The organism is Populibacterium corticicola, from assembly GCF_042683685.1.
Classification (GTDB): Bacteria; Actinomycetota; Actinomycetes; order Actinomycetales; family Cellulomonadaceae; genus Timonella; species Timonella corticicola.
On sequence record NZ_JBHUOP010000005.1, the window covers coordinates 167,606 to 186,073 of the forward strand.

The 18,468-nt window shown below is 58.6% G+C and carries 19 protein-coding genes; 9 read left to right on the top strand and 10 right to left on the bottom strand.

From position 1 onward, the window contains the following. Positions 1 to 137: 137 nt before the first annotated feature. A complete protein-coding gene (gene tsaD / locus ACFSYH_RS12720; protein WP_377467366.1) occupies positions 138 to 1,181 on the top strand; it encodes a tRNA (adenosine(37)-N6)-threonylcarbamoyltransferase complex transferase subunit TsaD in 1,044 nt (347 codons plus the stop codon). Between the two features lie 115 nt (positions 1,182 to 1,296). Here tsaD and rpsN read toward each other — a convergent pair whose 3' ends face one another. The 3 genes from rpsN to rpmB are packed head-to-tail and all read right to left on the bottom strand — an operon-like array spanning position 1,297 to position 2,002. Beyond that, positions 1,297 to 1,599 (bottom strand): 30S ribosomal protein S14, encoded by a 303-nt coding sequence (rpsN, locus tag ACFSYH_RS12725; RefSeq protein WP_377467368.1) that lies wholly within the window; start codon positions 1,597 to 1,599, stop codon positions 1,297 to 1,299. Continuing rightward, positions 1,599 to 1,766: a 50S ribosomal protein L33 gene (gene rpmG, locus ACFSYH_RS12730; protein ID WP_377467370.1), complete on the bottom strand. Its 168-nt coding sequence runs from the start codon at positions 1,764 to 1,766 to the stop codon at positions 1,599 to 1,601. The genes rpsN and rpmG overlap by 1 nt, the downstream gene beginning before the upstream one ends. After that, the gene (gene rpmB, locus ACFSYH_RS12735) at positions 1,766 to 2,002 is read right to left on the bottom strand and encodes a 50S ribosomal protein L28 (RefSeq protein WP_377467372.1); all 237 of its coding nucleotides are present in this window, start codon (positions 2,000 to 2,002) and stop codon (positions 1,766 to 1,768) included. Before rpmB ends, rpmG begins: the two co-directional genes overlap by 1 nt. A 56-nt stretch (positions 2,003 to 2,058) precedes the next feature. Between rpmB and ACFSYH_RS12740 the strand changes: the two genes are divergently transcribed. From ACFSYH_RS12740 to ykgO, 3 genes are all read left to right on the top strand, one after another. Further along, complete coding sequence (locus tag ACFSYH_RS12740) at positions 2,059 to 2,364, top strand: type B 50S ribosomal protein L31 (protein WP_377467374.1); 306 nt, start codon at positions 2,059 to 2,061, stop codon at positions 2,362 to 2,364. Then, positions 2,361 to 3,449, top strand: a complete 1,089-nt coding sequence (locus ACFSYH_RS12745) for a GTP-binding protein (protein WP_377467376.1) — start codon at positions 2,361 to 2,363, stop codon at positions 3,447 to 3,449. Before ACFSYH_RS12740 ends, ACFSYH_RS12745 begins: the two co-directional genes overlap by 4 nt. Positions 3,450 to 3,531: 82 nt before the next feature. After that, positions 3,532 to 3,654 carry a type B 50S ribosomal protein L36 gene (ykgO, locus tag ACFSYH_RS12750; protein ID WP_012805852.1) on the top strand — a complete coding sequence of 41 codons (123 nt, stop codon included), beginning with the start codon at positions 3,532 to 3,534 and terminating at the stop codon, positions 3,652 to 3,654. A gap of 42 nt (positions 3,655 to 3,696) precedes the next feature. Here the strand turns inward: ykgO and ACFSYH_RS12755 are convergent, their stop codons facing one another. The 5 genes from ACFSYH_RS12755 to ACFSYH_RS12775 form a co-directional block, all read right to left on the bottom strand. Beyond that, on the bottom strand, positions 3,697 to 5,112 hold the full coding sequence (locus ACFSYH_RS12755) for a hypothetical protein (protein WP_377467378.1): 1,416 nt from the start codon (positions 5,110 to 5,112) through the stop codon (positions 3,697 to 3,699). A 32-nt stretch (positions 5,113 to 5,144) separates the two neighbouring features. Further along, on the bottom strand, positions 5,145 to 6,557 hold the full coding sequence (locus tag ACFSYH_RS12760) for a hypothetical protein (protein ID WP_377467380.1): 1,413 nt from the start codon (positions 6,555 to 6,557) through the stop codon (positions 5,145 to 5,147). 26 nt (positions 6,558 to 6,583) lie between these two features. Further along, on the bottom strand, positions 6,584 to 7,909 hold the full coding sequence (locus ACFSYH_RS12765; protein ID WP_377467382.1) for a hypothetical protein: 1,326 nt from the start codon (positions 7,907 to 7,909) through the stop codon (positions 6,584 to 6,586). An 89-nt stretch (positions 7,910 to 7,998) separates the two neighbouring features. Beyond that, positions 7,999 to 9,138, bottom strand: a complete 1,140-nt coding sequence (locus ACFSYH_RS12770; RefSeq protein ID WP_377467384.1) for a glutamate--cysteine ligase — start codon at positions 9,136 to 9,138, stop codon at positions 7,999 to 8,001. Positions 9,139 to 9,243: 105 nt separating this feature from the next. Further along, complete coding sequence (locus tag ACFSYH_RS12775) at positions 9,244 to 10,464, bottom strand: class I SAM-dependent methyltransferase (RefSeq protein WP_377467386.1); 1,221 nt, start codon at positions 10,462 to 10,464, stop codon at positions 9,244 to 9,246. Positions 10,465 to 10,978: 514 nt separating this feature from the next. Between ACFSYH_RS12775 and groES the strand changes: the two genes are divergently transcribed. After that, the gene (gene groES / locus ACFSYH_RS12780; protein WP_377467388.1) at positions 10,979 to 11,272 is read left to right on the top strand and encodes a co-chaperone GroES; all 294 of its coding nucleotides are present in this window, start codon (positions 10,979 to 10,981) and stop codon (positions 11,270 to 11,272) included. 272 nt (positions 11,273 to 11,544) lie between these two features. Here the strand turns inward: groES and ACFSYH_RS12785 are convergent, their stop codons facing one another. Further along, complete coding sequence (locus ACFSYH_RS12785) at positions 11,545 to 11,859, bottom strand: WhiB family transcriptional regulator (protein WP_377467390.1); 315 nt, start codon at positions 11,857 to 11,859, stop codon at positions 11,545 to 11,547. 605 nt (positions 11,860 to 12,464) lie between these two features. Here ACFSYH_RS12785 and ACFSYH_RS12790 point away from each other — a divergent pair. From ACFSYH_RS12790 to ACFSYH_RS12800, 3 genes are all read left to right on the top strand, one after another. After that, positions 12,465 to 13,628: a MerR family transcriptional regulator gene (locus ACFSYH_RS12790; RefSeq protein ID WP_377467392.1), complete on the top strand. Its 1,164-nt coding sequence runs from the start codon at positions 12,465 to 12,467 to the stop codon at positions 13,626 to 13,628. Positions 13,629 to 13,744: 116 nt separating this feature from the next. Continuing rightward, positions 13,745 to 15,265, top strand: a complete 1,521-nt coding sequence (gene guaB, locus ACFSYH_RS12795; RefSeq protein ID WP_377467394.1) for an IMP dehydrogenase — start codon at positions 13,745 to 13,747, stop codon at positions 15,263 to 15,265. A gap of 2 nt (positions 15,266 to 15,267) precedes the next feature. Further along, positions 15,268 to 16,305 carry a pseudouridine synthase gene (locus ACFSYH_RS12800; RefSeq protein ID WP_377467396.1) on the top strand — a complete coding sequence of 346 codons (1,038 nt, stop codon included), beginning with the start codon at positions 15,268 to 15,270 and terminating at the stop codon, positions 16,303 to 16,305. A gap of 97 nt (positions 16,306 to 16,402) precedes the next feature. On the opposite strand, the gene ACFSYH_RS12805 is transcribed toward ACFSYH_RS12800, so the two are convergent. Then, positions 16,403 to 17,125: an exonuclease domain-containing protein gene (locus ACFSYH_RS12805; protein WP_377467398.1), complete on the bottom strand. Its 723-nt coding sequence runs from the start codon at positions 17,123 to 17,125 to the stop codon at positions 16,403 to 16,405. Between the two features lie 169 nt (positions 17,126 to 17,294). Between ACFSYH_RS12805 and ACFSYH_RS12810 the strand changes: the two genes are divergently transcribed. Beyond that, positions 17,295 to 18,425 carry a GuaB3 family IMP dehydrogenase-related protein gene (locus ACFSYH_RS12810; protein ID WP_377467400.1) on the top strand — a complete coding sequence of 377 codons (1,131 nt, stop codon included), beginning with the start codon at positions 17,295 to 17,297 and terminating at the stop codon, positions 18,423 to 18,425. Positions 18,426 to 18,468: the final 43 nt, after the last annotated feature.

Below are 18,468 nucleotides of genomic sequence, written 5' to 3' on the forward strand. Positions count from 1 at the left end.
CGGACAAAGTAGTGCAGCGGAGGGTAGGGGTTTCGCGGAGCAAACCCTACCGAAGCGTAATGAATGTAGTTCGTAACTAACAAGCAAAACTGCACACGTACGGATATAAAGGAGAAGCCCACACGGGCTAGGGGCACATGTCTGAACCACTCATTCTTGGAATCGAAAGTTCCTGCGACGAGACCGGTGTTGCACTGGTCCGTGGAAATGAACTGCTGTTCGATGCGGTTGCCTCATCAATGGATGAGCACTCGCGCTTCGGCGGGATCATTCCCGAAATCGCGTCGCGGGCACACCTTGAATCCATGGTGCCAACGTTGCAGCGTGCGTTGAGCGAGGCAGATGTTGACCTCAGCGATGTGGACGCGGTTGCCGTAACTGCAGGTCCGGGTCTGGTTGGCCCTCTGACCATCGGTGCCTCGGCGGCGAAAGCCCTGTCGCTCGCGATCAACAAGCCACTCTACGGCGTGAACCACGTGGTGGGACACGCGGCTGTGGACAAACTCGTGCACGGAGATTTCCCGCAGCGCTTCATGGCTCTGGTAGTTTCCGGCGGACACTCGTCGCTGCTGCTCGTGGATGATATCGCCACAGCGGTGAACGAACTCGGATCAACGTTGGACGACGCCGCAGGTGAGGCCTTTGACAAGGTGGGGCGCTTGCTCGATCTGCCATACCCGGGCGGTCCGCACATTGACCGTCTGGCTCGCGAAGGCAACCGCGACGCAATCCGCTTCCCACGTGCCCTGACCTCGAAAAAGGATCAGGAGAAGCACATGTACGATTTCTCGTTCTCAGGTTTAAAAACCTCGGTCGCACGCTGGGTTGAAACCCGACAGGACCAAGGGCTCGATATCCCGCTCAACGATGTGGCAGCATCCTTCGCCTACGCTGTTGCGGATGTCTTGACCGCAAAAACCATCGCAGCCTGTGAACTCCACGGCGTGGACACCCTCGTGGTTGGCGGCGGTTTCTCGGCCAACTCGCAACTTCGCGACCTGGCGGCGCAGCGTTGCGCCGAGCACGGCATCACTCTGCGTATTCCACCGATTCGCTACTGCACGGACAACGGCGCAATGATTGCGGCGCTCGGCTCCTCGCTCGTGGCTGCCGGTGTTGAGCCATCGAATTATGACATTCCAGTGGACTCGTCAATGCCGCTGACGGTCACTCACGTATAGGACGGTCGTCCTCTTCTGCATGAACGGGGCCCAACCTGATGTACAGGTTGGGCCCCGTTTATTGTCGGCGGAACACGAATTGTGCTGATCAGCTGCTCCCACCGTGAACTTGTATCTACCAGCTTGATTTTGTGATGCCGGGAAGTTCGCCTCGGTGCGCTAGATCGCGGAAGTTGATTCGGGAGAGTCCGAACTTACGCAGATGAGCGCGAGGCCGACCATCAATCTGATCCCGGTTTCGCAGACGCGTTGGGCTGGCGTCTCGGGGGAGTGCTGCGAGCGTTGCGTACGCCTGCTGGCGTTCCTGTGGTGTTGATGCGGTACGAGCTTTTTCCTTGAGTTCAGCTCGCAGTGGTGCGTACCGGGCAACGGTTTCCTCGCGGCGTTTTTGTGCTGCGATCTTTGACTTCTTTGCCATCAGCGAGTCTCCTTAAACTCAACGTGATGTTGCGCAACCGGATCATATTTGCGCAGTACGAGGCGGTCCGGGGTGTTGCGCCGATTCTTGCGGGTGACGTAGGTGTACCCGGTCCCTGCGGTCGATTGCAGTTTGATGATCGGGCGAATGTCTTGGCCCTTAGCCATCAGAGTTTCCTCCCACGCTGTTGGATTTCGGTAACGACAGCGTCGATTCCACGTTTGTCGATGACCTTTATTCCGCGCGCGCTGACATTGAGCGTGACGTGCCGGGCCAAACTCGGCACCCAATACCGTTTGCGCTGGACATTGACGTTGAAGCGGCGTTTGGTGCGCCGGTGTGAGTGGGAGATGCTGTGCCCAAACCCTGGTTGGGCACCTGTGACATCGCAGATGCGTGACATGCTCACCTTTCTGTATATAATGGGAATCGTTATCAATAACCTTAGCAGAGGAAACGATGAAAAAGAACATCCATCCCGACTATCACCATGTGGTCTTCCGCGACAAAGCCGGTGGGCTCTTACTGCTCACCCGGTCAACAGCGACCTCGCAGGAAAAAATCGAGTACGAAGGCGAAATCTATCCGCTCATCGACGTCAACATCTCCAGCGCAAGCCACCCATTCTGGACTGGGAACGCACGCGTTGTTGATGCTGAAGGACGGATTGAAAAGTTCAAGCGCCGCTACGGAGCATCTAACCGCACCACATCACCCGCGGCACCGAACGGTGAAGCAGAGACACAGGACGGTGTTGCAGATTGAGCACCCAAGTTTCGCTCATTCTGGTGACCGGTGTGCGACCAGAGCCCATGGCCGCAGCGACCGTCTCCATGCAGTGGGACATTCCAAGGGTTGTTGCCCTCACCCACCACATTGACGTTGAAGCGGCTCGGCTGACGCGTACCGTCAGCGACGCATCCGGACTCCTAGAGAACGTCATCGTGGATCTGGAACATGCCTGTGTAAGTTGCGCGATCAGGGAGGACATCATTCCGACCGTTCAACGCCTCGCGGAAAGCGGTCGATGGGGCACGATCATTGTGAATCTGCCCGTGGGTGCCGAGGCCGTGCAGATCTGTCGGGTGATCGCATGGGACAAACATCTAGAACAACAGGTCAAAGTATCCTGTGTTGTCGCCGCCATCAGTGCACAACATTCACTAGAAGACTTACGCGGTGAAGAACTACTCATCGAACGCGGCCAGCACAGCGCCTCAGATGACTATCGTGGCGTTGCAGAAGTCCAATGCGCACTCGTGGAACACGCAGATCTTATCGTTGCAGATGGATCGCTGGCCCTGCTCCAGCCTGCCACGCAACTCATCACGAGCCTCGCACGACCAAAGATCCCACTCGTCGAGGGAGCGGAGAGCATGCCGATTCGCCTGCTCACGCAAGGACTGCACGACCATGAGGCTTCTGAACGGTGGATCGCCGAGGTCCGCCGTGAGCGATCCCTCGAAGTGGACAACGCCGACGTGTGGGTATTGGACTTCTCCTCACCATTCCCATTCCATCCCGGGCGACTACTCGAACGAATCGAGGAACTGGGATCACACCAAGCGCGGGCACGCGGCTGCTTCTGGGTGCCCACCCGCCCAGATCTCGTATGCCGTTGGGAGGGCGCGGGAGGTCAGCTCTCCATCGGGACGTGCGCACACTGGGGCAGCGGCGAGAAACTGTCCCGGATCGTCGTGACAGGAGTTGGGGACGGTCGTGACGAACTGCGTCGGGCCTTCGAATCCGTGCTCATCACAGAGTACGAAGCCGTTACTCGTGGAATGCGTTGGAACGATCCATACGATGGCCTTGAACCATGGCTTGGCGAGATTTCGGAGGCCCACTAGGCCGAAAACAGCTTGCGAATTCTGTACAACACAGTTTAAGAGGGTTGCACACATTGCCCACCCGCAATAGATAGGAAAGAACATGAAGGTACGAAACTCACTTAAGTCACTCAAGAATCAGCCCGGCTCGCAAATCGTGCGGCGTCGCGGGCGAGTGTTCGTGATCAACAAGAAGAACCCGAGGCTCAAAGCGCGCCAAGGGTGACACTAGACGTAAGAAATCGAGGGGTATGGCGAGTTTGGCACGCTATGGCAATGGGATAAAAGTCCTCTGCAACTCGCCAGACGAGCCAGCTACATAATCTGCACTTCTAATCAGTTCTATGTACTTACCGTCCTCGCTGGGGCGCGCCTCAGCGTCCTCTACAACGGTCATAAGACCCTTGTGTGTTGTCAGATTCAAAACGTAGATACCCATAGTGCTGGTGTATTCGGTAGCATACGCATCAAAACGGCTGTGCACCCACAGGACGTGATCGCCTACCACCTGGGTCGGTATGTAATAGTTACCTTCACTGTTGCTGGGGTTTGCTGCATCACGCACGACCGTGAGCGTATCGGAGCCTTTCCGCGCGATGACAAGGTTCGGGCCCACGGAAATTGTGAGCGTTGAGCCTTGTAAGCGTGGTGTCCCGATCAGATCTGCATAGTGCGGCATATAGTCGGTCTGCCACTTTACGGAGAAGGCTTCCTCAAACGCTCCAGCTTCATTCGGTGCTACTGCGGTGTAGTGGGTTGTGTCTGCGGTTAGTAGGAGGGCTTCTTCATTGTCACTAGCGTCGATCACGGGATCTATGTCTTTGCGCAGGTCGGTTCCATCCACCTTGACGGAGAACAGAACATCCACAAGGCCGCCTCCGTCGGACGACTCAGGCCCTTCTCGCCAGATCAAGTCGTCGGGTGACCGCTCCGTAGATACGATGAAGAACACCCTGTCATCTATCACCAAAGTCCAGTGTGGTGCATAGTCGGGCGGGGTGTTCCCACCTTCTGGTAACGGATCGCTACTCTTGGCTAAAAGAGTGGTCTCGCGGGTTGCTAGGTTGCCTGCGAACATGAGCCATTCAGTTAATTGCTCGGTGTGATGGTGTGAGATCGTCCATATCGCTAGTTCATCGGTTACCCCGATGGGATTGACCATGTGGGTGTCAGCATCGTTGAGAGCCGCCTTGTAGCCGATGAACTCTTTGAATACGCCGTCAACTAGGACTCCGGGCGTGTCCGTTCCACCGATGGAGCCAGTGCATGCGGCTTCGTTTTGCTGGACTGCAAACACGGCGTTTCCGAACGGCTGATACTGGCGTCCACCCGTGCAGTCGTCGCCTCCCTGACCCCAATAGTCTTCTCCGTAGAGTTCTTCCCAGGAGGCGAACTCGTTGGGGAACCTGTCAAGGTTGCGTACCTTCTCGAATCTTCTGGTTGATACTTCGGTGACTTTGTACTCGGCCGCTGGCTTGCCAAAAAATGTGTATCCGAGAAGTTCTTTGGGTAGTTCGTCGCTGACTACAGCGTCTTCTGGGGGAGTGTCGTGCGGTGAGGAAACTGGGCTTTGCGTAGGAGATTGCGTGGGCGTAACTACTACCGGGTTTGCAGTACATGAACCAAGCACGCCGATCAATAGCGCACTGAACACCACGGGTGTTAGTGTGCGTACTTGCTTCATTGGTGACTTCCTCGGTGATTGGTGGTGCTGGACTAGGGGAGAGGTATGTAGCCCTGGCGATATAACGGGTTCCCGTTTTGGTCCTCGTCGGCGGGGAACTGGACGCGAAGTGAGCCGTTTTCTAGTGCTGAAGAGCCCGGCATATCGTTGACGAGGGTCATGACGCCTCGGTAGTTGGTGCGGTTGAGTGCGTAAATGCCGGTCACCTCGTTATCCCAGTGGTAGTACGCCCACACGAGATAGTCTTCCAAGACCAACGGTTCGTGGTGGTAACCGGTGATTCCGTTGCTGACATCGATACCGCTGTCGACGATAGTTAGGTTCCGGTCGGCTTCTTGCGCCACAACGATGTATTTTCCGGTGAGGAGCACGATCCTTCCGTTATCGTATTCGCTCCAGTAGGCGATTTCGCTAGGGTATGGCCGATGTTCGGTGTTCCATCCGAATGAGCAGATCTCTGTGAATGCGCCGGTGCCTGTTCGTTGGAGTAGGGCATAGGTATCTTTCCCCGCAGCGACGATGAGGGGTTTCTGCGGGTTGTTGTAGGGGTCGAAGAAGAGGATCGGGTCGAGTTCCTTGCGTGCATCAGTTCCGTCGAGCCGGATCGAGAAGAGTGCTTCGGTGATAGCGTCACCGGCTTCGGCATATCCGCCAGATGTACCCATGTACGCCCAGCGCAGATCCGTGTCTTGCGGCATGGTGAACAACGTGAACACGAATCGCCCGTCAGCGATAGTCCCAGAATATGGTGGGAAGACATAAGCAGGATCGGAACTCTGTTCAAATATGGGGTCGCTGTTGTTGCCAAGGTAGCTAGTTGTGAGGGTCTGCAGGTCGGTTGAGAACAGGAACCAAACCGCATCGGCGCTCTCATCGATGGGAGTCAGGTACCAAACAACTGTGTGTTCCTCGGCAGTAACCGTAACTACGTCCCAGTCTTTTGAAGTGTCGATGTACTCCTCGTATCCGGCCAACGGGGTGAACACGTTGTTTCGTAGTATCCCGGGAATCGTTGTTCCGCTGCCCGCTCCCGCGCAGTCGGGGCCTTCGACTGCCACCGCGAAGTCAAGTTCCCTCACGAGGCGGTATACGGATCCGCCTTGGCATTCGCTCGGGTACTCGACATGTTCAGACTCGTACGCGGATTCTTCGCGGTATGGTTCTGGTGCGCTCAGAGTGGAATCGAAGGAAACGAAGCGTTCGAATAGCCGCGGTGTAACCACGTTGACGGTGTATTCCGCCGCGGGTTCTCCAAAGAACGTGAAGTCTTGTAATTCGGCAGGCAGTTCATTTCCGTAGATGGCGTTCTCAGATGAACGGGCTGGTAACGGTGTGGAACTGGGGACAGCGGGGTTGGGCTGGTTAGGCGATACGGTGGGCGGCGTGCAACTCGTGGTGAGGAATACGCACGCAAGAAGCAGTACGCGTAGGGTCCTTCGCTCCACTGCGCACCTCCCTTGTGAGTCCGCCGCTAGGGGAGAGAGATGTGGGTCTCGAGGTATTTTCCCTCCACCTCATACATGAATTTATACAGGTCAACCGTAAATTTCTCGGAAGCCACTCTGAGATCGTGCGGGCTTCCTTCAACTAGTGTCATAACACCGGCCAGAGTTTCACGGTTGAGCGCATATATCCCGGAATACTGGGAGTTGTAGGGAACGTAATTCCACAGCAGGTGTGTATCGGTGAGCAGCGGCGTGGGGGAATAGTTTCCTGATTCGGACCCTGGAACGGAATTCATCTCGATGACAGTGATTGTTTGCGTCTGCTCATCAACAAGGATCAGCCCGGCGTCAACCGCGATGAGGAGTCGTCCGTCAATCATGCCTGCCCAGTTGTACTCGACCCTCTGGGGTAGGTATGTGGAGGACTCAGTATTGGTGTAGACGGGATTGTATTGGCTGATGCCGGTTCGGCGTAGGAGGGTCACCTGTCCCTCTTCGCGTGTGGCAAACAGCGGTTCATCGCGTTGAGTCCAGCGCTGGGGTGCTGCATCGAAGAGTTCGACGGCAGGGTTGGTTCCATCGAGGCCGATTGAGATGACTCCAATGCCGTACTCGGAGTTCTGAGCGTGGGCGCTCATAAACGTGGGGAGGATGAGCGTGTCATTATCCACCCATCCGCCAAGGTTGATGGTGTGGTTGATGTAGTAGTTTTCGGGGTCGATGTTCGTAAGGTCTTCGAAACTCACTGCTTTGTGCATCGTCATGGTGTCTGCACGTGCGTACACGAGTTCGGTCCACAGGATGCTGTCCCCAGATATGTTGGCATAGTCCAGCAGGACGCCATCTTCGGTGTAGCTCAGAGGAATTACGTTGATGCGACTTTGAGGGGATTGTGGTGGGTCGGGCGTGTATCCGGTGAACGGGATGAACCTGTCGCCGTCCAGCACGCCCGGGGTAGACTCCTTCGGCGCATCGGGGTCGCAGGATCCGCCCGGGGTGCGCAGAGCAAAGTCGGTGTCGGGTCCAATGAGTTGATCCTCCAGGTCGCTGCACCATGGGCTCTGAATGACCGGGCGTTGCGTGCTTGTGAGTCGAGGATCGTCTGGCTTGATTCGCTCGAACGTGGAGGATGGGACGACGGTGACCTCGAAGTCACTGATGGGGCGGTCAAAGAATCGTGCGTGTTGTAGGGCCGTAGGTACCTCGTGGCTGATGGACGTGTTGATGACCGGCAGGTCCGAGGCGGTGTTCGATGCAGCAGGAGCGGGCGCGCTCGCAGGTGGTGACGTGCAGGCAGACACGGCGAGCAGGGCGCACAAAACTATTGCTGCTGCTTTCCGACGATTCCTCACGTCCTGGGGCCTTCCTTACGTCAGTGGGCGGGCACCTTTGCCGGGGTATGCCTGCGGCGTACCCCGCTACGCACCGCTGAGGCGATTCGCTAGAGCGGCTTACCTTCGCGGAACTCCTTGACCAGGTGGGAGACAACCTGACCTAGATCGCCACCGTTGCGCCGAGCGACGGCGCGTTGGCGCTGGTAAGAGGCGCCCTTACGCAGAATCACCCGCACATAGTCGAGTTCGGTTTCACAGCCCAACCGCGCAGCGGTGGGCTCCAGCTCCCGAAGCAACCGAAGCAGATCGTCGCTGACTAGGTCTTCGCGACCAGACTCGTCGAGAATCAAAATGGCATCCATGCCGTAACGCGCGGACCGCCACTTGTTCTCTTGAACAAACCACGGCTGCATGTGTGGGAGTGGCTTGCCCTCATCGAGCAGTGTGGAGAAGTGTTCGACGAGGCACTGTGTGAGCGCGGCAAGCGCGAGCACCTCGGTCAGGTTGGATGCTCCGTCTGCGATGCGCGCCTCAATTGTGCCGTAGTGCGGTGATGGGCGGACATCCCAGCGAATCTCGTTGAATTCGTCGATCACGCCGACCTTGACCATGTCATCGACATACTGTTCGAGTTCGGACCACTCATCAAAGTTGGTGGGGAGACCTGCCGTCGGAAGTTGCTGGAACATGAGTGCACGGTTTGAGGCGTAGGCAGTGTCCTTGCCGCCCCAGAACGGGGAGGACGCTGACAGTGACTGGATGTGTCCGAGATAGCTGAGCAGCGCACGTGAAATGGGTAGAACCTTGTTCCGGTCCTCCACGCCAACGTGCACGTGGATGCCGTAGATCAGCATCTGTCGGCCCCACCACTGGGTCCGGTCGATGAGCGTCGCGTAGCGTTCCTTGTCCGTGACCTTCTGGTTGTTCCAGCGTGCAAACGGGTGGGTGCCCGCACACATCAACTCAACTCGTAGGGGATCGGCAAGGGTGTGCAGAAGTTCAATTGAGCGTTGCAGGTCTTCGCCCGCCTCGGCCACGGTGTTGCACACTCCTGTCACGATCTCGACGGTGTTGAGCAGCAGTTCTTGCCGCACGTGTGGGTGTTGCGAGCCGTCTGGGGACACCGCATCCAGGATCGTCTGAGCAACCTGCCGTAGGTCGCCTGAGTCCTTGTCAACGAGGGCGAGTTCCCACTCCACACCGAGGGTGGAGCGCTGAGAGGATGAGAACGGGATGGGGGTGGCCATGTCCTCGCCTTCCTGTGGTTGGTGCGTGTGAACTGCGATTGCGCGGGCCGCGTGGGGTTCAGGCTGGTCTGGGAGGAGCTGAACCCCGAGCGTGGACTTCTCCTGTCATGGCTGGAGCGGGTCCACGATGATTGCCGTTTTCTTGTCGTTGACACGAGTCAAGATGATCGTGGCTTCGTTCTCACCCTTGAGCGCGAGTTGCGGACGCAGTTGCTCGGGGGTGACGCTGATGCCGCGTTTCTTGATCGTGACTCTGCCAACTTTACGGTCTTTGAGGTAAGCACGAAGGGTTTTGACGTTATATGGAATGGCCTCAACTATCCGGTAGGCCTGGCTGAGGGAGCTTCCATCCGCGTACACGGGTGTGTCGCTGGTGAAGTACGCGATGCTCGGGTCAATCAGTGCGCCGTCCAACTCGTTGGCGAGATGAGCCACGAGCCCTGCCCGGATAACCGCACCGTCGGGTTCGTGTAGGTATTCGCGCAGTTCCGATGCTGCGTCGATGGTGTGTACCGTACCGTCGAGCCCATCGCCTGTGAACTCTGTGGCTCGAAGTCCGCTGGGGGTAGTAGTCAATACGAGAGCGCCGAAGCCTTCCCTTCGGGCCACGCTACCGAACCATAGCCCTGCCTCAACGACATCTCCGTCAATCGAAACCCATTGGGTCTCGCATCCATCTGGGATGTCCGCGTGCGCAATGCCGGGGCCGAGTTTGAGGCCAACACCCGCCACACGTGAACGTAGGTTCCACACCGCGTCGAGCGGCGGTAGGAAACTCTCAGGGGTCCACACCCTGCGTCCGGTTCCATCTCTACGCGCAGGGTCAGCGTAGATGCCGTCGATACCCTCGGCCTCAAAATCTGTTGCGAGTCCGTCCGCTGTCCGTACGGATGCGTTAGGAAAGGGGCGTAGGTTTTCCACCGCCATAGCCGCGGTGAGAGGATCGATGTCCGTTGCGAGCACATCGAGGCCGAGCGCGGCGAACGCCATGGAGTCGGCGCCAATACCACTGGTCAGGTCCGCAACCTTGGTGATTCCCGCGCCGAGGAAACGTTGGGCATGATGTGCGGCGACGCTCAACCGTGTCGCCTGCTCGACTCCGTTGGCGGTGAAGAACATACGTTCGGCGAAGTCACCAAGCTTCGCATGTGCCTTGGTCCGCAATCGGGTCTGGGTGAGCGCCGCTGCAATCAGCTCTGGTTCATATCCTGCCTTGCGTAGCGCAGCGCTGATGCGGAGGGGGTCCTCGCCCTGCCGGGTGGCGATGTCCGCGAAGAGTGTGCGACCGGTGTCAGAGGTGAGCTGTTCGAGTAGTGCGAGGTCCATCCCGCCATTGTTTCACGCTGGTGTGGGTAGCGACGGATTGGTTTCTTTCGGTGCCGCTCCTACCCAGATGTGCTCATCCTTCCCTTTGAGAGTGACCGATCCCGTACTCGCAGTGCGTGAGAGTGCGCTTTGGTCACTCTCAAGTTCTTGGTGCGTTTGCGAGTGCGGTCGCTGCCGCTTGGAGCGTTTTTTGTCTGGCGACGAGACCCGCCTCCCAGCGCTGCCTCACCCTTGCCGCAAGCTGAAGGCCATCCGTCACCAACTCGTCGCAAATATGGAGAGGGGAGTGGCCCGTGCGTACCCAAAGGCCGAACTTGAATAAGGATCTGTGCGCTGTCAGCGGAATGGCAGGCAGTTTCCCGAAACAATTGGCACTCGCCTTGACCGAGTGCTAATGCCGGTTCTACATTAGTGATGGAACATTTGATCGCCTGGTCGACACCGCGACGACGGCCCGGACAGATCAGATGGACACCTTGAACTCATACCAACTCATCGCGAAAGGGTGGTCCGCGTGTCGGTTTCCATCAAGCCGCTTGAAGACCGCATCGTTGTCAAGGCGATCGTGGCTGAAACCACTACTCCTTCGGGTCTGGTCCTTCCAGACACCGCCAAGGAAAAGCCTCAGGAAGGTGAAGTAATCGCTGTGGGTCCGGGTCGTGTTGACGACAACGGCAACCGCGTGCCAGTCGATGTCTCAGTCGGCGACAAGGTCATCTACTCCAAGTACGGTGGCACCGAGGTTAAGTACGCAGGCGAGGAATACCTGATTCTCTCGGCTCGCGACGTTCTCGCAATCGTCGGCTGATCGCAGACGCGAACGGCTCAAGGGGTGGTCCCAACCGGTTTGGTTGGGGCCACCCCTTTTTGTTGTGTCTGGGGAGAGGCCACGTCTCGATGGGGTCAATTTGACCCAAAGGTATACACAAAAACCATGCACTGGGATCAAAACCGCCCCATCGACGTATCCGAACTGTCCACACGTTCTGACCACGCTCATGGCGTATGGATATAGCGAAGGGCGGGCCAGCGCCTGGAAGCTTGGCCCGCCCGTGAAGCGGAGATGGTGCAGGGAGACGGCTATGCGGTCGTGCGGAACTTTCCATGAGTTGCCTTGCGGTCGCGCTCTGCAAGGATGGCGTTACGCTCGTCTTCGCTGAGCCCACCCCATACGCCGTATGGTTCACGAACTCGCAGAGACTGTTCACGGCACTGCTGTAGTACAGGACAGGTCGCGCAGATGGCCTTGGCTTTTTCGGCACGGCGGCGGCGGGTGGAACCCCGCTCACCTTCAGGGTGGAAGAAGAGTGTTTCGTCAGCGTCTCGGCAATTACCTTGATATTGCCATTCCCATAGTTCAATGACGGGTCCTGGCAGGCGTGATACGTCAGTCATGTTGCCCTCCTGTTACTCTCGTTGCCCAGCAGATCTGATGTGAACATCAGACCCACTGCTGTGGTGGTGTGTTGTTCTGCGAAGAACAAACCGTGTCGAGCGAGTCTCGCGGCGACATGGACACGCACTCTGACCGATTCAAGAAGCGGTCATGAATCGTTTCTAGCGGCTGTGAAGCGATTCGCTATGACGAACTTATATCGTTTCAACATTTATTCACAGTGGATGCCGGGGGTGAAAACTCCCCATTGCGGGACTTGGGTCCCTTCTGGAGCGTCGTGGGCTTAGCATGGGCATATGCGTTCGCGCCGTCCCGACCATGACGGACTGAGCCGCAGCGGGGACCGCCTCGTGACTCTGTGGCAGGCTTCTTTGGAAAAGCCCACATTTCGGCCTTAATTCGCGGTTCTGAGTTGCGGAGAGAACCGCTAGCGCATAGTTTCAAGATCAGGGATCGGCAGGACTCCGTGACACAAGATGTGTTTGGGGTTGAAGGAGTGGGTGAAACGATGTTGAATCGTTTTGGCGAGTTCTCTGGAACGAGTTATTTCGATGTCATCATCCTCTAGCCCTCGATGTAGTGAGCAAGGAAGCGCATAGTTCATATGAATCGCGAGAACCTCATCAATTCGCGCCAGACCTATTCGGTTTCCGCGACGGCGGAACGCTTAGGCGTTGCACCGGCGACCTTGCGAACCTGGGCCAGGCGACACGGAATGGGCCCAAGCCAGCATTCGAGTGGTTCTCACCGTCGTTATACCGATACCGACCTTGCAAAGCTCATGACTCTGCGCACCTATCTGTTGCGCGGAGCGACCGCCGCTGAGGCGGTCCATGCTGCCCAGCAAGCCGCTGAGGATGGGGTCACGTTGGAAGCGGCGGAAGGACTCTTGCAGGAAGTCCTGCGTGAGAAGGGCATGGTCACCCCAAAGATTCGCCCAGTCGAACTCGTTGAAGGCGGAGTTTCGTCGAGTACTACGTCTCTCGCCCGTGCCCGGCGCGAGCGAGGTTCGGGTCGAAACTCAGTGCTCCGCATCGCGCCGAGCACACCACACGCGGTTGAATACAACGACTACAAGGCTCGCTGCACCGAGTTGGTGTCAGCAGCGTTGCGGGACGATGAAGAACGTTGCACCGAGCTGTTGACCGTCGCTTCCGATGAATCGCTGATCGACTGGTGGAAACTTCTTGTGCGCCCGGCACTTGACCGGATATCCACCCACACGGTGCTCTCCTCACCCGGCAAGGCACCACGGCTACTCGTGGGGTTTCTCGCGCAGCGAGCGCTTGCGGACCACGTTGGTGAAGTACGTCCTGATCTGGCGACAGCGGATCGGCCGCATCCCTCACGCCTCAAGAACATCACGCTCGTCTTTTCCTCGGCTCTGGACGAGTTGTCGCTGCCCGCACATGTCCTTGTAGCGGCACTTCTGCAAAACAAGTGCAACGCTCACGTGATCCTCGGGCCGGGGAACACACAACGAGTCTCCGAACTCATCAAAATTGTGCGCCCATCCGTGGTTGCCTTCGTCTCGGATCATGCGACCCCGTCGCTTGAGATCCTGCACAGCCTGACGCAGGAGTTTCCGGAACTGCCAATCTACGTTGGTGTGCGCGAGGGAGTCGACACTCGGGCAGTGCGCCATCTCGGTCAGGTCAGCGCTATCAACTCCTTCCGAGCGCTCTACCACGAGGTGTACGCGGCGGTGCGTGCCGCGGCTCCCGGCGCAGAATACTGGTCAGACGACGACTCGACGTTCCGACTCTGAGCAGACTGGTGGCTCCGAGGCGTGTGTTCCATCTCGCAGGCGCCTCCCGCCGTGGTGCTCGTCTCATTGACGGTACGGAGCAAAAACTCCCGTGCGTTTCGGCGTAATATTTGGTCATGACCGACATGTCTTCCACCCAGTCGAATGACCCTTTCGGATTTCTAGGATTGACCTACGATGACGTCCTGCTGCTCCCCAACGAGACAGACGTCATCCCAAGTGAGGTCGACACAACCACCCGTCTGACGCGCGACATCAACATCAAGGTTCCGCTCATCTCTGCGGCGATGGACACCGTGACCGAGGCCCGCATGGCAATCGCCATGGCCCGACAAGGTGGCATCGGTATCATCCACCGCAACCTCTCCATCGAGGACCAGGCCGCGCACGTCGACACCGTGAAGCGCTCCGAGTCCGGCATGATCACGGACCCGGTCACGGTTGGTCCAGATGCTACCATCGAGGAACTTGACCTCCTGTGCGGCCAGTACCGCGTATCCGGCCTTCCGGTAGTGGAGGAAGACAACAAACTCATCGGTATCATCACCAACCGCGACCTACGCTTCGTTCCCCCAGCTAACTGGGCCACTACGCGCGTCCGCGAGGTTATGACAGCGATGCCACTCATCACCGGACCAGTGGGCATCTCCCGTGAGGACGCAGCCCACCTCCTGGGTAAGAACCGGATCGAGAAGCTCCCACTCGTCGACAATGAGGGCCGGCTGCAGGGTCTCATCACCGTCAAGGACTTCGTCAAAACCGAGCAGTACCCAGACGCGACCAAGGACGGCGAAGGCCGTCTGCGCGTTGGTGCGGCAATCGGTTTCTACGGCGACGCGGTTGACCGTGCGCGGGCGCTCGCGGAGGCGGGCGTTGACGTGCTCGTGGCGGACACCGCCAACGGACATGCGCGCCTCCTGCTGGAGATGATCTCGAACCTCAAGAAGGACCCGTTCTTCAAAGAGGTCTCGATTATCGGTGGAAACGTTGCGACCTACGCGGGTGCTCGAGCACTGGCCGAGGCTGGCGCGGATGCCGTCAAGGTTGGCGTTGGCCCAGGTTCGATCTGCACGACCCGCGTTGTCGCAGGTGTTGGCGTTCCTCAGGTGACCGCCGTGTATGAGGCCTCGCGCGCCGTGCGAGACTTCGGTATCCCGGTGATCGCGGACGGTGGTCTGCAGTATTCGGGTGACATCGCCAAGGCTCTTGTGGCCGGTGCGGAGTCGGTCATGCTCGGTTCGCTGCTCGCTGGCTGTGACGAGTCCCCCGGTGACCTCGTGTTTGTCAACGGCAAGCAGTTCAAGCACTACCGCGGTATGGGCTCGCTCGGTGCGATGGCCTCGCGCGGTAAGAAGTCATACTCGAAGGACCGTTACTTCCAGGCCGATGTGGCCTCGGATGACAAGATCGTGCCCGAGGGCATCGAAGGTCAGGTACCTTACCGCGGTCCGCTGTCCGCTGTCGCTTACCAACTCGCGGGTGGTCTGCACCAGTCGATGTTCTACGTTGGGGCCCGTACCATCCCTGAACTCAAGGAACGCGGCAAGTTCGTGCGCATCACCTCGGCAGGTTTGAAGGAGTCACACCCACACGACATCCAGATGACCGTCGAGGCACCAAACTACGGAAGCCGCTGACAGTGGGGCGCGTTAAGCGTCCCGCTCCGCTTCCTGTGCGCGACGGGCTCAACCCCGTTCGTATGCAGCTTCCGCACCCCGGGGCAGTCCTGCCCCGGGGTGCGCGTGTGCGCACAGAGGCCGAGGCGAGCGAGTTGGGCTCAGAAGAGCCGGTGCGTGAGAGGGTCTATGCGCCGTCGTTTGGCACGCTTGAGGAGTATGTGCGGTGGCGGTTCGCTCCGGACCCGAGCGAGATGTTGGGCAAACTTGACCGCGGCGAGATTGTCGACGAGTTGGGTCGCCCGTGGCCCTTCGGCTCGCCGTATCGCGCCGGTGCGTTGATCTTCTTCTATCGCGATCCGGCCCCTGAGAAGCCGGTTCCGTTCGAGGTGGACATCCTTTTTGAGGATGACGATCTACTCGTGGTGGATAAGCCGCACTTTTTGGCGTCCACGCCCAAGGGTGCTTACGTGGTTGAGTCGGTCTTGGTGCGGATGCGCAGGCAGTTGGGTTTACCTGAGTTGAGTCCGGCGCACCGACTCGATCGGATCACCGCTGGCGTTCTGGTGATGACGAAACGCCAGGAGTTGCGTCGCCCGTATCATGACCTGTTTGCGCAGCGCACGATAGATAAAACCTATGAGGCGGTAGCGCCTGTCCGGGCTGATCTTGAACTACCCACCACTGTGCGTTCACGGATCAAGAAGGAACCAGGCATCATGTGGGCGCAAACGATTGAGGGCGAGCCAAACACTGAGAGCCTAGTGGAACTGCTCGATACCAAGAGTTGTGATCCGCAAACTCACGCTGGGCACGCCGCAGTGGGGTTGTATCGACTCACTCCGCACACCGGTAAGACTCACCAGTTGCGCATCCACATGGCATCGCTCGGGTTGGGCATCCTGAATGACAACTACTACCCAACCTTTTATTCGGTGGAGAGCGATGACTACAGCAACCCGTTGCAGTTGCTCTCACGGTCCATTGAGTTCAATGATCCTGTGACAGGGGAGCGGCGAAGGTTTGAGTCACGCCGAGTGCTTGACCTGTGGCAGAACTGACTGGAACAAGGCCGACTGGGGCAGGGCTTTCCAGTGGAACAAGCATGTGCGGCGGGGCATCTGTGGCAGGGTTGCCGCTTGCAGAACTAGTGCCCGCTTAACTCACTTCCACAGGGCTGCCGGGAAGCCAGTGCTCGTCGACGTCCGCCGTGCGCCCCTTGCTCGCCAAGTAGGAGTTGAAGTTCTTGGCCCAACGGGAGTGGGCGCCCTCCTGATAGGTGTGCAGCTCCTTGAGGGTCATGGTGCTGACATTGCTGTAGCGTTCGAGCAACTTGGCCAGTACATCAAGCGTTGCGATCACGTCTGCATCGGCGGTGTGGAACGTTCCGGTCTCCTGGACCTCGTAGAACGCACACAGATCCCCAAGCTTGCGTGAGCCCTTACGGTAACGGTCGAGCGCCCGGTCAAGCACGAGTGGGTCGATGACGGGGGAGAAAGCCCGACCAATGCGCTCCTCGATGGTTGGCAGGCCGTGGCGAGCGAGTTCGGTGTTCAGGATGGCGATGTCAAAGGACGCATTGAACGCGACGAGCGGATGGTCCACCGCAAGGTGTTCCGCGATGACCTGAGCGATCTCTTCAAGCCCTTGCTGGGGGGAGACGCCGTAGGCCTGCGCATGTTCAGTCGTCACCCCGTGAATTGCCGCAGCCTCGGCGGGAATGGGAACGCCCGGATCAATCAGCCAGGTACGCACGAGCGTCTCCTGCGGTGTGCGAAGCACGATCGCCGCCGTCACGATGCGATCCACAGCAGTGTTAACGCCCGTGGTTTCGGTGTCAAACCCGAGAAACGTGCCGTTGACCCAGTCCTGTTGTGCCACGTTGATGGTCCTTTCGCGTTGGGTGCTTCGATCATGACAGCACCCTCCGACATTACTAGAGTCTTTCGTCTCACGGGTGCACCTGCGCCACAGCCGAGATGCATCACACTTCGCTACAAGTTCGCCGAGGAACGGCCACTCAGCGGCAAAAACACGGTAATCTGAACCAGTGACTAATGAGATTGAGATTGGCCGAGGCAAGCGCGGACGCCGGGCGTTTACGTTCGATGACATCGCGGTAGTGCCATCGCGCCGTACCCGTGACCCCCAGGACGTCTCCACTGCTTGGCAGATCGACGCCTATCACTTCGACCTTCCCGTCATGGCAGCGCCGATGGACTCGGTGATGAGTCCGGCAACCGCTATCGCCTTGGGTAAGCTCGGCGGTTTGGGCGTGCTGGACCTTGAGGGCCTGTGGACCCGATACGAGGACCCGACAGCACTGCTTGCGGAGATCTCGAAACTGGACCCCGCCACGTCGACCGCGCGAATGCAGGAGATCTACTCCGAGCCGATCAAAGCCGAGCTCATCACCCAGCGTTTGAAGGAGATCCGCGATTCCGGCGTAACCGTAGCAGGTGCTCTGTCTCCGGCTCGCACGCAGGAGTTCTATAAGACCGTCGTTGACGCGGGCGTTGACCTGTTCGTCATTCGCGGCACCACGGTCTCTGCCGAGCACGTGTCCTCGCAGGCCGAGCCGCTGAACCTCAAGCGCTTCATCTACGAACTCGACGTTCCAGTCATCGTTGGTGGCGCAGCCTCATACACCGCCGCTTTGCACCTGATGCGTACCGGTGCAGCAGGTGTTCTGGTCGGGTTTGGTGGCGGTGCCGCTCAAACCACTCGTACCACTCTGGGTATTCACGCTCCGATGGCTACCGCGCTCGCGGACGTTGCCGCTGCACGCCGCGATTACCTTGACGAGTCGGGCGGTCGTTACGTTCACGTCATCGCAGATGGAGGTATTGGCCGTTCTGGTGACCTCGTGAAGGCGTTTGCATGCGGTGCGGATGCAGTCATGATCGGTGCGGCCCTCGCTCGTTCCGAGGAAGCACCGGGTAAGGGCTTCCACTGGGGTTCCGAGGCGCACCACCCGCAGTTGCCACGTGGCGAGCGGGTCGAGGTGGGCACCAAGGGCAGCCTTGAGGAAATCCTGTTCGGCCCTGGCCGTCAGGCAGACGGCACTTTGAACCTGATCGGCGCTCTGAAGCGTGCGATGGCAACGACAGGTTACTCGGACCTCAAGGAGTTCCAGCGCATCGAGGTTGTCGTGTCCCCGTACCAGGGTTCAATCGACTGATTCTGTGTGTGAGTGGGGCTGTCCGGCATTGCCGGGCGGCCCC

Bases quoted from the DNA above. Each gene is read 5' to 3' on its own strand.
- tsaD (WP_377467366.1), top strand. From the start codon at position 138: ATGTCTGAACCACTCATTCTTGGAATCGAAAGTTCCTGCGACGAGACC.
- ACFSYH_RS12790 (WP_377467392.1), top strand. From the start codon at position 12,465: ATGAATCGCGAGAACCTCATCAATTCGCGCCAGACCTATTCGGTTTCC.
- rpmG (WP_377467370.1), bottom strand. From the start codon at position 1,766: ATGGCTAAGGGCCAAGACATTCGCCCGATCATCAAACTGCAATCGACC.
- ACFSYH_RS12775 (WP_377467386.1), bottom strand. From the start codon at position 10,464: ATGGACCTCGCACTACTCGAACAGCTCACCTCTGACACCGGTCGCACA.
- ykgO (WP_012805852.1), top strand. From the start codon at position 3,532: ATGAAGGTACGAAACTCACTTAAGTCACTCAAGAATCAGCCCGGCTCG.
- ACFSYH_RS12755 (WP_377467378.1), bottom strand. From the start codon at position 5,112: ATGAAGCAAGTACGCACACTAACACCCGTGGTGTTCAGTGCGCTATTG.
- rpmB (WP_377467372.1), bottom strand. From the start codon at position 2,002: ATGTCACGCATCTGCGATGTCACAGGTGCCCAACCAGGGTTTGGGCAC.
- guaB (WP_377467394.1), top strand. From the start codon at position 13,745: ATGACCGACATGTCTTCCACCCAGTCGAATGACCCTTTCGGATTTCTA.
- ACFSYH_RS12785 (WP_377467390.1), bottom strand. From the start codon at position 11,859: ATGACTGACGTATCACGCCTGCCAGGACCCGTCATTGAACTATGGGAA.
- ACFSYH_RS12740 (WP_377467374.1), top strand. From the start codon at position 2,059: ATGAAAAAGAACATCCATCCCGACTATCACCATGTGGTCTTCCGCGAC.
- rpsN (WP_377467368.1), bottom strand. From the start codon at position 1,599: ATGGCAAAGAAGTCAAAGATCGCAGCACAAAAACGCCGCGAGGAAACC.
- ACFSYH_RS12770 (WP_377467384.1), bottom strand. From the start codon at position 9,138: ATGGCCACCCCCATCCCGTTCTCATCCTCTCAGCGCTCCACCCTCGGT.